Origin of the sequence: Streptomyces sp. NPDC050164 (assembly GCF_044459945.1) — a bacterium.
Classification (GTDB): Bacteria; Actinomycetota; Actinomycetes; order Streptomycetales; family Streptomycetaceae; genus Streptomyces; species Streptomyces coeruleorubidus_A.
Window position 1 is genome coordinate 1 of record NZ_JBITJK010000012.1, and the last position, 13811, is coordinate 13811.

Here is a 13811-nt window from a genome sequence, read left to right on the forward strand (position 1 = left end):
CCCCAGGTCATCCGTTCGACAGGGGGACACAGTCATGCCGGACCCGGAGGCCAGCGGCCCTCTTGCAGGACCGCGAAGAACATAACGGGGGCTGGGCTGTGTGAAGGGGCTCCGCCCTTTGACCCCGCCAGGGGGCTCCGCCCCCTGAACCCCTGGGCCCTATGCCCACCCACCGCCCGACGCGGTCAGGCTGGACTCGCGTTCCGTCACGCCCTGATGATCGCCAGTGCCTCGTCCCTCACCCTGGCCATCGTCTCCGGGTCCCTCGCCTCCGCGTTCAGGCGGAGCAACGGCTCCGTGTTGGAGGGGCGGACGTTGAACCACCAGTCGGTGGCGGAGACGGTCAGGCCGTCCAGGTCGTCGAGGGTGATGCCCTCGCGGCCCTCGTACGCGGAGCGGATCGCGGCGAGGCGGGCCGCCTGGTCGGTGACCGTGGAGTTGATCTCGCCGGAGCCGGCGTAGCGGTCGTACTGGGCGACGAGGGCGGACAGCGTGCCCGGCTGGCCGCCGAGGGCCGCCAGGACGTGGAGGGCGGCCAGCATGCCCGTGTCGGCGTTCCAGAAGTCGCGGAAGTAGTAGTGCGCGGAGTGTTCGCCGCCGAAGATCGCGCCCGAGCGCGCCATTTCCGCCTTGATGAAGGAGTGGCCCACGCGGGTGCGGACGGCGGTGCCGCCGTTCTCCGCGACGACCTCGGGGACCGACCAGGACGTGATCAGGTTGTGGATGATCGTGCCCCTGCCGCCGTACCTGGCCAGTTCGCGGGAGGCCACCAGGGCGGTGATCGCCGACGGGGAGACCGGCTCGCCGCGCTCGTCGACGACGAAGCAGCGGTCGGCGTCGCCGTCGAAGGCGAGGCCGAGGTCGGCGCCCTCTTCGCGGACCCGCTTCTGGAGGTCGACGAGGTTGGCCGGGTCGAGGGGGTTGGCCTCGTGGTTGGGGAAGGTGCCGTCGAGTTCGAAGTACATCGGGACGAGCGTCAGGGGCAGGCCGGCGAAGACCTCGGGGACCGTGTGGCCGCCCATGCCGTTGCCCGCGTCGACGACGACCTTCAGGGGGCGGATGGAGGTCAGGTCGACCAGGGAGCGCAGGTGCGCCGCGTAGTCCGACAACGTGTCGCGGCCGGTGATGGTTCCGGGCGTCGCGGCGGGCTCGGGGGCACCCCACTCGCTCCAGCGCTCCACCAGTTCGCGGATCTCGGCGAGGCCGGTGTCCTGGCCGACCGGGGCGGCGCCCATGCGGCACAGCTTGATGCCGTTGTACTGCGCCGGGTTGTGGGAGGCGGTGAACATGGCGCCCGGCAGGTTCAGCGCGCCCGAGGCGTAGTAGAGCTGGTCCGTCGAGCACAGGCCGATCTCCGTCACGTCGGCGCCCAGCGCCGCCGCCCCGCGCGCGAAGGCACGCGACAGGCCCGGTGAGGAGGGCCGCATGTCGTGCCCGGTCGCGATGGCGCTCGCGCCGGTGACCTGTACGAAGGCCGCTCCGAAGAGCTCGGCCAGGGACTCGTCCCACTGGTCGGGGACGACCCCGCGTACGTCGTACGCCTTGACGACCTGCGACAGATCAGCAGCCACGGCCAACCTTCCTGAAAAAGTACTGTCGGTCCGCACAAACTACCCCCGGCCGCTGACAGCGCGCTGTGCGGACGCCCAGTGGACGTCCGGACGTCAGCTCTGGTCAGGGCAGCATCCAGCCCAGGACGGATGTGCTCTGGCCGACCACGATCAGGCACATCACCAGCAGCAGGCCCAGGCTCCACGGCAGGACCTTGCGCAGCAAGTCGCCCTCGCGGCCCGCGAGTCCGACGGCCGCGCAGGCGATGGTGAGGTTCTGCGGGGAGATCATCTTGCCGAGGACGCCGCCGGAGCTGTTGGCGGCGGCCAGGAGGTCGGGCGACAGCCCGGACTCGCGGGCGGCGGTCACCTGGAGGGCGCCGAAGAGGGCGTTGGCCGAGGTGTCCGATCCGGACACGGCGACGCCGAACCAGCCGAGGACGGGCGACAGGAAGGCGAGCCCGGCTCCGGCCGCCGCCACGAAGTGGCCGATGGTCGCCGCCTGGCCGGAGAGGTTCATGACGTAGGCGAGCGCCAGTACGGACGTCACCGTAAGGATCGCGAAGCGCAGTTCGTGGACGGTCGCGAGCCACTCCTTCACCGCCACGCGCGCGTGCACCCCGATGACGGCGGCCGTGCAGATCCCGGCGAGCAGCACGAGTGTGCCGCCGGTCGACACGATCGGCCAGGTGAATACGTTGCCGCCGACCGGTTCGCCGTCGGAGCCGAGCACGTTCAGCAAGGGCCAGTCGTAGGTCTGGGTGGCCTTGTCCAGCCGGTCCTTGACGGCCGGGATCTGGGCGACGGAGAAGATCAGGACGATCATCGCGTAGGGGGCGTAGGCGCGCAGGACCTCGCGGGGTGGGTCCTCCTCGTCCAGTTCCTCGCTGCGTACGCCGGTCAGCACGGAGGTGCGGACGGACTCGGCGGCGGGCACGCGCGCGTGGGGGACGGCGACCAGGGCGCCCGCGCCCGCCAGGGCGGCGCCGATGTCGGCGAGTTGGGCGGAGACGTAGTTGGAGGCGGCGAACTGGGCGACGGCGAAGGCGACTCCGCAGGCGAGCGCGGGCACCCAGGTCTCGCGCAGCCCGCGTCGGCCGTCCACGAGCCAGACCAGCACGAGGGGCACCGCGAGGGCCAGCAGCGGCGTCTGACGGCCCACCACGGACGCCACGGAGTCCAGCGGAAGCCCGGTGACCTGGGCGAGCGTGACGACCGGCGTGCCCATCGCACCGAAGGCCACGGGCGCAGTGTTGGCGACCAGGGCGACGACGGCGGCGCGCACCGGTTCGAACCCGAGGGCGACCAGCATGACCGCGCTGATCGCGACGGGCGCCCCGAAGCCGGCGAGCGCCTCCAGCAGCGCCCCGAAGCAGAAGGCGATGACGAGCGCCTGGATGCGGGGGTCGTCGGAGAGCCGCCCGAAGGACCGGCGCAGGATGTCGAAGTGCCGGGTGCGGACGGTCATCCGGTACACCCACAAAGCGTTGACGACGATCCACAGGATGGGGAAGAGGCCGAAGACGGCGCCCTGGGCGGCACTGGAGAGCGTCTGGTCCAGGGGCATGCCGTAGGCGAGCCGGGCGACGAGAACGGCGGCGAGGAGGCCGGTCAGGCCCGCCAGGTGCGCCTTCATGCGGACGCCGCCGAGCAGGACCAGGACGATCACGAGGGGCAGGGCGGCCACGAGGGCGGACAGGCCCAGTGAGCCGGCGACGGGTTCCAGTTCCTGGACGTACACGGGCGCCTCCCCGGTTTCCGTCATGCGAAAGCGATTTCTCGCGACCTCAAAACGGAATGGTCATGTCCGCGCCAAGCTCGCGTCAATGGGTGCGTGCGGGGAGGAACCGGGAGTGCGGTCAGTTGTCAGGCGACCGGAGGACGCGCAGGTGTCCTCGCCGGGCGACCTCCATCGGGTCGGCCGCACGCCTGCCGCCACCGGCCCCGGCCGCCCGCTCCTGGGGACGGGCCGCCTCTCGCACGGCGTTCGCAAGCGCTTCCAGGTCGTCGCCACTGGGGCGCGCCGGGGCCGAGCCGTCGAGGAGCCGGACGACCTCCCAGCCGCGCGGGGCGGTGAGGCGCTCGGAGTGCTCGGCGCACAGGTCGTAGCAGTGGGGTTCGGCGTAGGTGGCGAGCGGGCCGAGGACCGCGGTCGAGTCGGCGTAGACGTACGTCAGCGTCGCGACGGCGGGACGGCCGCAGGCGGTGCGCGAACAGCGACGTACAGGGCTCACGACGTTGGACGGTACCGCACTCTTGAGCGGGCCGCGACGACTCTCCACCAGGTCACTCCCCCGTGTCGTGCTGTGAAACGCCCCACACACTCCTTCCGGCACACCCTGCTGACCTGCCCGGACACCGTCGTCCGGGATGCCGGACAGCCCCTCAAGCGGTCAAGAGTCGTCACAAAACCCTCAATTGCCGCGAGGTCGCCGGTCTCGGCGGGATACGGAATCGAGCCCAACCTTGGCTGGAATGGTCATGTAACGACATGCCGTATCGGTCGGCCGGAAGCCGTCTCCACCGCCGTGCGGTGCCGGGCGCAGGGGCGCGGCGGGGACTACCCTTCACCAGTGATGGACAAGCCCGTAACGCCCCGAGCCGCCGCCCCCGGGCCCCGCCGCCGTGATCGCCATGGCCGGGGCATGCGCGGCCCGATCGCACCGCCGCAGGTGCCGCTCGCCGCCAGCCGTGCGGAGGCGTTCGCCGATCTGGTGCAGGACTCCGTGGAGCGCCTGGAGCGGCGGTGGCCGCAGCTCGCCGACATCGATTTCCTGGTGCTGGAGGTGCCGCGGCTCGACGGGCCCGGCCAGGCCTGGAACGACGAGGCGGTTCCGCTGGGCGGCACGGTCAGCGCCCGCGAGGGGCGCCCCGCGCGCGTGGTGGTCTACCGGCGGCCGGTCGAGATCCGCACCAAGGGGCGCGACGAGCGGGCGGCGCTGGTGCACGAGATCGTCGTCGAGCAGGTCGCCGAGCTGCTGGGGCTGACGCCGGAGACGGTGGATCCGCGGTACGGCGAGGACCAGGGCTGAGACGGCCGGCAGCGGTCAGGGCTACTTCTGCAGCACCGAAAGATCCTCGTCCGCCTCCGGTACGGCCACCGTCCCCCGGTCGTCGGGGAGCGTCTGCACGGTGAAGCCGGGGACGCCGCCCTGCGTCGCCGCCAGGGTGCGGGCGCCGTAGACCGGGCCGCCGGACTTCGGCTCGACCGTGAGCGCGTAGGTGCCCTTCAGTCCGCTGGGGACCGGGGGCTCGATGTCCTGGGTCGTGCCGGCCTTGATCGTGTACGTCTTCGACACCGGCGTGCCGCCCTCGCTGCCCGCCGAGGCGGTGACCTCGACCGTGGCGGTGCGGCCGGGGGCGGTCAGGGAGAGCGTGCTGCCCTTGGCGCTGTTGTCCGCGGAGGTCGCGCGCGTGCCGACGGGGCGGGTGGCCGGGATGAACGCCGTCTCCTGCTTGTCGCCCTTGCCGCGTACGACCCGCAGGGCCGCCACGACCGGCACGGACCGGTCGGTCGGCGTCAGCACCAGGGAGCCCGCTTCGCCGCGTGTGACGTCGCCCAGGTCGACGGCGGTGGTCATGCCGCCCTTGACGTGCACCGTCTCGTGTCCGGCCGGGGTGATCAGCCCGGAGGGGGAGGCGAGGCGCAGCTTGAGGTCCGCGTCGGCGTCGCCGGGGGTGAAGGCGACCAGGCGCACGGAGGTGGCGTCCTTGGGGATGCCGGGCAGGACCAGGCTGCCCGACGGGTCCGTGGACGCGGCCAGCCAGTCGCCGCCGACCTTGTCGTCCAGGGCCTGCACGGCGGCGCCGACCCGCCCGCTGCGGACGTTGACGTGCACGGTGAGGTCGGTCTGCTGCTCGTCGGTGAGCGTGGACAGCAGGAGCGGCTCACTGGAGTGCGGCTGGACCGTGATGCCCTCCCCCACCGTGGACTGCAGGGTGCCGTCCTTGCCGTAGAGCTCGATGTCGACCACGGCGGCCGAGTCGTCGGGGTTCGTCAGGTGGACGTAGTCGGTGCGGTCGGCCGCGGTACTGGCGCCGGGGAACCAGAAACTCGTGTCCGGAGCCGTGCAGTTGACGCCCTGGAGGCCGCGCCCGGTCCCCGCGGCGACCTCCGTCGTCTCCTGGACCGTCCAGCCGGGCGCGAACCTGCCGTCCGCGGTCCCGACCAGCGCGGGCGATTCGGCGCCCGAACTGTCCCCGGTGACCGGCTTGCCGGGCTCCTTGGAGGTCAGCACGGGCTTGTCGGTCTTCCGCTCGCCGGACTTGCCGTTGCCCTTGCCCTTGTCACCGCCCGCGCCCGAACCCTCTCGCGACTCCTGGGCGGCCGCCTGGAGTTCGGCCTTGCCGCCGCTCCCGGTGCCCTTCGTGACGGGCGTGAAGGAGGAGTAGGACGTCTCGGCGATGTCGGACATGCTGGGTGCGGGGCACAGCAGGCTCGTGCGCTCCACGGGCAGTTGGGCGGCCGCCTTGGCGGTGCTGTCCGAGCCCGGGGTGTCCGGGGCGGACAGCGCGGCGAATCCGGTGACGGCGGCGAGCACGGTCGCGCCGGCGATCAGGGACAGGGTGGTGCGGTTCACTGCTGGCTCCCGTCGGGACGCTCACTGCCCGTGCCGTGGGGGTGGTGCTGCTGCGCCGGGTCGTACGGCGTGCCGTAGGCCTGGTCGTAGCCCGTCTGGTCGTACGACGGCGTCTGGGGCTGGCCGCCGTACGCGTACGGGTCGTACTGGCCGCCCTGGTACGGATCCGCCTGGTACTGCTGTCCGTACGCGTCCGCCGGGTACTGGGCGCCCTGGTACTGGTCGCCGTAGTTCGCGTACTCGCCGCTCTGGTAGCCGGCGTTGTCCCTCCCCCAGGCTCGAACATCCTCGCCCGGGGGGACCCCCATCCCGTAGTTCTGCTGCTGGGGCACGGGTGCCGGGGGCTGCTCGGGCTGCGGGGGCGGGAACTCCTCGGGCTGTGCCGCCCCTTCGGCCTCGGCTTCCGCCTGGGCGCGCAGGCGGCGGGCCCGGCGGCCCTCGCCCGCGACCGGCTGGGCCGGGACGGCCGGCTCCTCGGGCAGGTCGTCGTCGATGTCGCGGCGCCGGCCGGGCAGGGCGAGCACCACGAGCACGACGGCGAGGATGCCCTGCGCCCACAGCCACGCGGTGTGGCCGACCGGATCGTCGTAGGTGACGTCCAGCCTGCCGCCGGTGGCGGGGAGTTCGAAGCCCTGGGCCCAGCCGTCGACCGTGGTGCGGATGAGCGGCTTGCCGTCGAGCGTGGCGGTCCAGCCCTCGGAGGCGGTGTCGGCCAGGCGCAGCACGCGTCCGTCGGAGCCGGTCGGGATCGTGGTGTGGATGTCGACGGGCCCGGCGGGGACGGGCTGGGGGGTGCCGGAGCCGGAGGCGGGGACGATGGTGGCGCGCGCGACCTCCTGGTCGATCTGCCACAGCGCGCCGCCGTCCTGCTGGCTGAGCCGCGTCAGGCCGGGCGTGGCGTCCAGGACACGGGTGACATCGCGGGGCGCGCCCTGGTGGACGAGGACGTAGCGCACGGCGAAGCCGCCGAGCTGGTCGGCCTGGTCGGCGCCGGAGCCGGCGACGAGGTTGGCGACGACCTTGTCGAGCCTGCCGTTCTCGCCGTCGGCCGCAGCGATCTCGCCGTCGCCGAGGCGGGCGCCGGAGCCGCGGACCAGCATGTATCCGACGTGGGAGGCGGAGTCGCTGTCGAGGACGAGGGTGCGGGCCTGGTCGCTGCTGCCGCTCTCCTCGGCGACGAACGCGGGGACCTGGGTCGGGTCGCGCCGCTCCAGGGGGCCGTCGGCGCCGCGGATCATCCAGCCCGCGGCGACGAGCAGCGGGCCCGCGGCCGAGGCGAAGGCGATCAGCACGGCCACCGGCTGGCGCCAGCCGAAGCTCTGCTCGGCCACACGCGCGCGTGCGCCGTCGGCGCCGAGCGCGGCGGCCGCCAGGAGGGCGATGCCGTAGACGAGGGTCGCGGGGCCGGACCAGGTGGAGCTGTTGGACAGGACCGCGAAGACGAAGCCGGTCAGGGCGGCCGTCCAGGCCGTCCAGATGCCCAGCCGGCGTTCCGAGCGGAGCAGGGCGGCGAGCGCGGCCAGCACGATGCCGATCAGCATGAGGCCGCTGACGGTGCCGGGGCCGCCAGGGCTGGCGGCGAGCAGGTCGAGGGGGGAGGCGGCCGAGGGGCCGTACTCCAGACCGGCTTCCTGGAAGAAGCCGAACGGGAGCAGCGACAGCGACCAGGGCGCGAGGACCAGCAGCGGCGTGCCGAGCTGGGCGAGGAACCGCAGCCCGTACGCCGTGATGTCGGACCGGCGGATGACCAGCAGCCCGGCGCCGAGGAGCAGCGCGATGGGCCACACGATCGGGGTGAACGCGGTGGTGATGGTCAGCAGCAGCGCGTACGCCCAGGTGGCGCGCCAGCTGCCGCGCGCTCCCGAGGGGTTCGCCAGGCCGCTGGCGGCGATGCCCGCGCGGGCGATGAGCGGCAGCAGCACGGCCAGCACGGCGGTGCCGATCCGGCCGCCGGCGAGGGCGCCGGTGGCGGCGGGCAGGAAGGCGTAGACGACGGCCGCCCACGCGCGCAGCAGCCGGGACTCGACCAGCGGGCGGGAGGCGAAGTAGGCGGTGACACCGGCCAGCGGCACCGAGCAGACGAGCAGCAGCGTGACGGCGAGGCCGGTCGAGCCGAACAGCAGGGACGCCAGCATCGCCACGAGCGCGATGTAGGGCGGCGCGGAGGAGGTGCCGCCGGCGGCGACCGGGTGCCAGGCGTCCAGGTAGCGCGCCCACAGTTCGGAGGAGTCGGCCGGGGCGGGCAGCAGGGCGCCGCCCGAGAGCGCGCCGCCGCCGAGGAGTTCGCGGCAGGCGGCCAGGGAGACGAGCAGCAGCACCAGGAAGAGCACCGGGCCGGGCTTGCGCGCGATGCGCTTGAGCCGGGCGAACTGCTCGATCTCCAGGAAGTCGGCGTCGTCGCCGCCGGGGCCCGACTCGACGGCACCGCCGTGCCGTCCGGCGCCGGCGGCGACCTCGGGGTCGGCGCGGCCGACGAGGTTGCTCGCGACCTGCTCGACGGTCATGCGGACGGTCGCGCCGGGCGGCGGGAACAGCGGCCGCAGCTCGTCCTTGTCGATCCGGGGGGCGCCTCTGCCGCGCCGCCCGGCGAGGATCCGCTCGGGCCTGAGCAGCGTGCCCATGAGGCCGCGGATCTCGTCGACGGCCTGTCCGGGGACCTTGCCGACGAGGTAGGCGACGGTCCGCAGCAGCGTGCCGAGCACGATCCGCAGCAGCACCCAGGGCAGCACGGCCGTACGCGCGTTGACGAGCAGGGTGTAGACGGCGCCGGCCTTGTCGACCTTGTGCGGGGAGGCGGCCGTGCGGCCCACGCAGTCGACCGTGCGGCGCTCGCGGGAGGCCGCCTCGGCGTGCCGGACGACCGCCTCGGGGGCGATCAGGACGCGGTAGCCCGCCGCGTGCGCGCGCCAGCACAGGTCGACGTCGTCGCGCATGAGGGGCAGGTGCCGGTCGAAGCCGCCGAGCTGTTCGAAGACGTCGCGGCGGATCAGCATGCCGGCGGTGGACACCGACAGCACGGGCCGGACGTGGTCGTGCTGGCCCTGGTCCTGCTCGCGGCGGTCCAGGCCGGTCCAGCGGCGGCCGGAGTTGGCGATGCTGACGCCGACCTCCAGCAACTGCCGCCGGTCGTACCAGCCGCGGAGCTTGGGGCCTACGACGGCCACGTCCTCGCGGCCGAGCTCGTACTCGTTGTCCACGACCCGCAGCAGCTGGGCCAGGGCGTCGGGCTCCGGGGCGCAGTCGTCGTGCAGCAGCCACAGCCACTGCACCGGCTCTCCGTGCGGGAGCTCGGGCATGTCGTACGCGTCGTCGCGCCAGGAGCGGGTGACCGGGTCCCAGCCGCTGGGCCGCTTCAGGTACGGGAGCTGCTCCGGGGTGAGGACCGGGGCGGTGCGGCCGCACTCCTCGACGGCCTGGCCGAAGCCGGTGCGGCGGGCCAGGTGCAGCACGCGGTCGGCGCCGAGGGCGCCGGTGACCAGCTGGGCGGAGTCGTCCGCGCTGCCGGTGTCGGCGCCCATCGCGTACTGGACGGGTCGCTCCTGGCCGAGCAGCCCGGCGAGCGCGTCGGGCAGCCAGCGGGCGCCGTCGTGGGAGACGAGGACCGCGGTCACCACATGACGCGGGAACTCAGGTGTGGCAGCGCTGTCGTGATGAGCTGCCGGGTGGCTGTGCACGGACATCGAGGTACGGGCCCCGGTTCGGTGGACTGCGGTGGACGCCTGCGACCGGTGGGGGCAGCGGGGCGTCTCGGACGAGCGACCACACTATCGGCTGCGCAACAAGGGGGCCCGCCGCCTGTGGATAACCCACCCTGCGACGGGCCTTTCGAGCCGTACGTACGGATCCGGGATGCCGGTCAGACCGCTGCCTTCTTCAGCCGGCGGCGCTCCCGCTCGGACAGGCCGCCCCAGATGCCGAATCGCTCGTCGTTGGCGAGGGCGTACTCGAGGCACTCGGAGCGGACCTCACAGGCGAGGCAGACCTTCTTGGCCTCCCGGGTCGAGCCGCCCTTCTCAGGGAAGAAGGACTCGGGGTCGGTCTGGGCGCACAGTGCGCGCTCCTGCCAGCCGAGTTCCTCGTCCGCGTCGTCGACCAGCAGTTGCTGCACCGTCTCGGTCATGTGCGCCCCTCGTCTGTCTTTCGCGTCCCCGTGATCTAGCCGTTACCGATTCCGGCTGAACGACACGAGTGAAATTACAAGTGTGCGGCTCCGGGCGAGTCAAGCCGAGATCTGCTATTGAGCCCCTTATTCACTCTGCGGAACCAAGCCCAAGCGGAAAGTGTTCAAATCACCATAAAACCTGCCACACCGACGGAGCCCGCACGGGCTCACGCCGTCCGCCGGACCCCTTGCAGACCTGTACGGAGAAGGACGCCCAGAGGTTCGATCTCGTTCCGACACGCACCTCGAAGCGAAACGGATCACAGTTGGATCACGAGTACGCAACGGGGTTTCGCGCTCCCGGTTGGACGCCATGTGTCCCGGCCGAGCCGTGAACAAACCTTTCATCTGAGTGAACGACCGGATGAGGTGAACCGCATCCCACATACCGGGTGCCGAGTTGACAGTGAGGGTGTGAACCGGTGTCCTAGTGGGCATGCTCGCGAACTTGGCACTCACCTCGACCCGCTCCGCCGGGTCCCTCGGTGCTGCCCACGCTCGCTGTAGCTGTTGCTGTTCCAGCTGTTGAGCCCCACCTGCTCCAGCTGAAGGCCGAGCCACCCGTCTCTCGGCTCCTGTTCCCTCTGACCTTCCTTCACTGAGGAACCACCACACCCATGAACAGCGACAGCGACCTCCAGATCGCCGGCGACATCCTCGAAGTCCAGCATCTGCTCCAGACCCCCCGCGAGCACCCGGCCACCGTCGCCGAGTTCGTCGGACTCGCCCGCTCCATCGCCGCCGACCGCTCCCAGTGGGAGCACCTCGTCCGGTACGACGCGACCAGCCGCTGGTACCACCGGCTGCGCACCGGCCCGGGCTACGAGGTGTGGCTGCTGTCCTGGGTGCCCGGGCAGGGCAGCGGGCTGCACGACCACGGCCGCTCCTCCGGTGTGCTGACCGTGCTGGACGGCACGCTGACCGAGCGCACGGAGCGGGGCACACGCGCCTTGCGGGCAGGCGCGCAGCGCGTTTTCGCGCCGGGGTACGTGCACGAAGTCGTGAACGACGCACTGGAGTCGGCGGTCAGCCTGCACGTCTACTACCCGGGCCTGACGCAGATGCCGATGCTCCCCCAGTCTCAACTTCGTTCGACCGGGGAGACCCCCATGGCCCAGCACTGCGAGGCCCGGGGCGTACCGGGTGCCCTGACGGCCTGACCGGTTGCCGTAGCCGCTGACCCGTTGTCGTAGGGGCCTGCAAGACTGGCTTCCATGCGCATTGTGGTTCTGGCAGGCGGCATCGGTGGTGCCCGGTTCCTGCGTGGTCTGAAGCGGGCCGTGCCGGACGCGGACATCACGGTCATCGGCAACACCGGGGACGACATCCACCTCTTCGGGCTGAAGGTCTGCCCGGACCTCGACACGGTGATGTACACGCTCGGCGGCGGTATCAACGAGGAGCAGGGCTGGGGGCGCGCCGACGAGACCTTCCACCTCAAGGAGGAACTCGCGGCGTACGGCGTCGGGCCCGAGTGGTTCGGCCTCGGCGACCGGGACTTCGCCACGCACATCGTGCGGACGCAGATGATCGGCGCCGGATACCCGCTGAGCGCGGTGACCCAGGCGCTGTGCGACCGCTGGCAGCCGGGCGTGCGGCTGATCCCGATGTCCGACGACCGCGTCGAGACGCACGTGGCCGTAGAGGTCGACGGCGAGCGCAAGGCGATCCACTTCCAGGAGTACTGGGTACGGCTGCGCGCCTCGGTGCCCGCGGAGGCGATCGTGCCGGTGGGTGCCGACCAGGCGAAGCCCGCGCCGGGTGTGCTGGAGGCGATCGCCGAGGCGGACGTGATCCTCTTCCCGCCGTCCAACCCGGTCGTGTCGATCGGCACGATCCTCGCCGTGCCCGGCATCCGGGAGGCCATCGCCGACGCGGGGGTGCCGGTGGTCGGCCTGTCCCCCATCGTCGGTGACGCGCCCGTGCGGGGCATGGCCGACAAGGTGCTCGCCGCCGTGGGCGTCGAGTCGACCGCGCCGGCGGTGGCCGAGCACTACGGCTCGGGCCTGCTGGACGGCTGGCTCGTCGACACGGTGGACGCCGGCGCGGTGGAGCGGGTCGGGGCGGCCGGGATCCGCTGCCGGGCCGTGCCGCTGATGATGACCGACGCGGACGCGACCGCGCAGATGGCGCGGGAGGCCCTGGCTCTGGCGGAGGAGGTGCGGGAAGCTTGAGCGGCGAGGTCCCGGAGAACCGGCAGGGTGCCGACGGATACCGGGTGTGGGCCCTGGCCGATATGCCCGAGGTCGCGGCCGGGGCCGATCTGGCCAAGCTGATCGCGGCCGCCGAGCCCGGTCTGGCCGACGGGGACGTGCTGCTGGTCACGTCGAAGATCGTGTCCAAGGCGGAGGGCCGGGCGGTCCGGGCGGCCGACCGGGAGGCGGCCATCGACGCCGAGACGGTACGGGTGGTCGCCCGGCGCGGCAGTCTCCGGATCGTCGAGAACCGGCAGGGCCTCGTCATGGCCGCGGCCGGGGTGGACGCGTCCAACACCCCGTCCGGGACGGTGCTGTTGCTGCCCGAGGACCCGGACGCCTCCGCCCGCGCGATCCGCGACGGACTGCGGGACATCCTCGGCGTCGACATCGGTGTCGTCGTCACCGACACGTTCGGGCGGCCCTGGCGCGCGGGGCTCACGGACGTCGCGATCGGCGCCGCCGGGGTGCGCGTACTGGACGATCTGCGCGGCGGCACGGACGCGTACGGCAACCCGCTCAGCGCCACCGTCGTCGCCACGGCCGACGAACTCGCCGCGGCCGGCGACCTGGTCAAGGGCAAGGCGGCGGGGCTCCCCGTCGCCGTGGTGCGCGGGCTGCCGCACGTGCTGGCGCAGGGCGACGCAGAGGGAGCGCGGGCCATGGTGCGCGGCGCGCGCGACGACATGTTCCGGCTCGGCACGTCGGAGGCGATACGGCTGGCGGTTACCCAGCGGCGTACGGTCCGGGCCTTCACGGACGAGCCCGTCGACCCAGGAGCGGTACGGCGGGCGGTGGCCGCGGCGGTGACGGCGCCGGCGCCGCACCACACCACCCCCTGGCGATTCGTGCTGCTGGAGTCCGAGGAGTCGCGGACGCGGCTGCTCGACGCCATGCGCGACGCCTGGATCGCCGATCTGCGGCGGGACGGCAAGACCAAGGAGTCCATCGCCAAGCGGGTGCGGCGGGGGGACGTCCTGCGCAACGCGCCGTACCTCGTCGTCCCCTGTCTGGTCATGGACGGCTCGCACACCTACGGCGACGCGCGGCGCGACGGGGCCGAGCGGGAGATGTTCGTGGTCGCCGCGGGCGCCGGAGTGCAGAACTTCCTGGTCGCACTGGCCGGGGAGCGGCTGGGGTCGGCGTGGGTGTCCTCGACGATGTTCTGCCGGGACGTGGTGCGCAAGGTGCTGGGGCTGTCGGCGGACTGGGATCCGATGGGCGCGGTGGCGGTCGGGCACCCGGCGGAGGACCCGCGGCCGCGGCCGGAGCGGGACGCGGGGGCTTTCATCGAGGTGCGGTGACCGGCGGCGGCCGGCGCCTA

General features: G+C 72.7%; 10 protein-coding genes. 4 read left to right on the forward strand and 6 right to left on the reverse strand.

The features are described 5' to 3' along the window. Positions 1-206 precede the first annotated feature (206 nt). The 3 genes from ACIBNA_RS18225 to ACIBNA_RS18235 form a co-directional block, all read right to left on the reverse strand. Positions 207-1571 carry a phosphomannomutase/phosphoglucomutase gene (locus ACIBNA_RS18225; protein WP_399166210.1) on the reverse strand — a complete coding sequence of 455 codons (1365 nt, stop codon included), beginning with the start codon at positions 1569-1571 and terminating at the stop codon, positions 207-209. 103 nt (positions 1572-1674) lie between these two features. Beyond that, on the reverse strand, positions 1675-3291 hold the full coding sequence (locus ACIBNA_RS18230; protein ID WP_399166364.1) for an L-lactate permease: 1617 nt from the start codon (positions 3289-3291) through the stop codon (positions 1675-1677). A gap of 118 nt (positions 3292-3409) precedes the next feature. Next, positions 3410-3832: a DUF3499 domain-containing protein gene (locus ACIBNA_RS18235; protein WP_279540334.1), complete on the reverse strand. Its 423-nt coding sequence runs from the start codon at positions 3830-3832 to the stop codon at positions 3410-3412. A 294-nt stretch (positions 3833-4126) separates the two neighbouring features. Here ACIBNA_RS18235 and ACIBNA_RS18240 point away from each other — a divergent pair, with 294 nt between their 5' ends. Further along, positions 4127-4582 (forward strand): metallopeptidase family protein, encoded by a 456-nt coding sequence (locus ACIBNA_RS18240; RefSeq protein ID WP_150481237.1) that lies wholly within the window; start codon positions 4127-4129, stop codon positions 4580-4582. Between the two features lie 21 nt (positions 4583-4603). Here the strand turns inward: ACIBNA_RS18240 and ACIBNA_RS18245 are convergent, their stop codons facing one another. From ACIBNA_RS18245 to ACIBNA_RS18255, 3 genes are all read right to left on the reverse strand, one after another. Beyond that, a complete protein-coding gene (locus ACIBNA_RS18245; RefSeq protein ID WP_399166211.1) occupies positions 4604-6130 on the reverse strand; it encodes a DUF5719 family protein in 1527 nt (508 codons plus the stop codon). After that, on the reverse strand, positions 6127-9810 hold the full coding sequence (locus ACIBNA_RS18250; RefSeq protein WP_399166212.1) for a glycosyltransferase family 2 protein: 3684 nt from the start codon (positions 9808-9810) through the stop codon (positions 6127-6129). Before ACIBNA_RS18250 ends, ACIBNA_RS18245 begins: the two co-directional genes overlap by 4 nt. Positions 9811-9986: 176 nt before the next feature. Beyond that, positions 9987-10250, reverse strand: a complete 264-nt coding sequence (locus ACIBNA_RS18255) for a WhiB family transcriptional regulator (protein WP_010034659.1) — start codon at positions 10248-10250, stop codon at positions 9987-9989. A gap of 659 nt (positions 10251-10909) precedes the next feature. Between ACIBNA_RS18255 and ACIBNA_RS18260 the strand changes: the two genes are divergently transcribed. From ACIBNA_RS18260 to ACIBNA_RS18270, 3 genes are read left to right on the forward strand one after another with little or no spacing between them, the layout of a single operon-like run. Then, on the forward strand, positions 10910-11452 hold the full coding sequence (locus ACIBNA_RS18260; RefSeq protein ID WP_399166213.1) for a cysteine dioxygenase: 543 nt from the start codon (positions 10910-10912) through the stop codon (positions 11450-11452). 54 nt (positions 11453-11506) lie between these two features. Continuing rightward, positions 11507-12466, forward strand: a complete 960-nt coding sequence (cofD, locus tag ACIBNA_RS18265; protein WP_399166214.1) for a 2-phospho-L-lactate transferase — start codon at positions 11507-11509, stop codon at positions 12464-12466. Further along, entirely contained in the window at positions 12463-13791 is a 1329-nt protein-coding gene (locus ACIBNA_RS18270; protein ID WP_399166215.1) for a coenzyme F420-0:L-glutamate ligase, read from the forward strand. The genes cofD and ACIBNA_RS18270 overlap by 4 nt, the downstream gene beginning before the upstream one ends. Positions 13792-13811 lie beyond the last annotated feature (20 nt).

Coding starts and splice junctions, on each gene's coding strand:
- ACIBNA_RS18240 (WP_150481237.1), top strand. CDS start 4,127: ATGGACAAGCCCGTAACGCCCCGAGCCGCCGCCCCCGGGCCCCGCCGC.
- ACIBNA_RS18250 (WP_399166212.1), bottom strand. CDS start 9,810: ATGTCCGTGCACAGCCACCCGGCAGCTCATCACGACAGCGCTGCCACA.
- ACIBNA_RS18255 (WP_010034659.1), bottom strand. CDS start 10,250: ATGACCGAGACGGTGCAGCAACTGCTGGTCGACGACGCGGACGAGGAA.
- ACIBNA_RS18260 (WP_399166213.1), top strand. CDS start 10,910: ATGAACAGCGACAGCGACCTCCAGATCGCCGGCGACATCCTCGAAGTC.
- cofD (WP_399166214.1), top strand. CDS start 11,507: ATGCGCATTGTGGTTCTGGCAGGCGGCATCGGTGGTGCCCGGTTCCTG.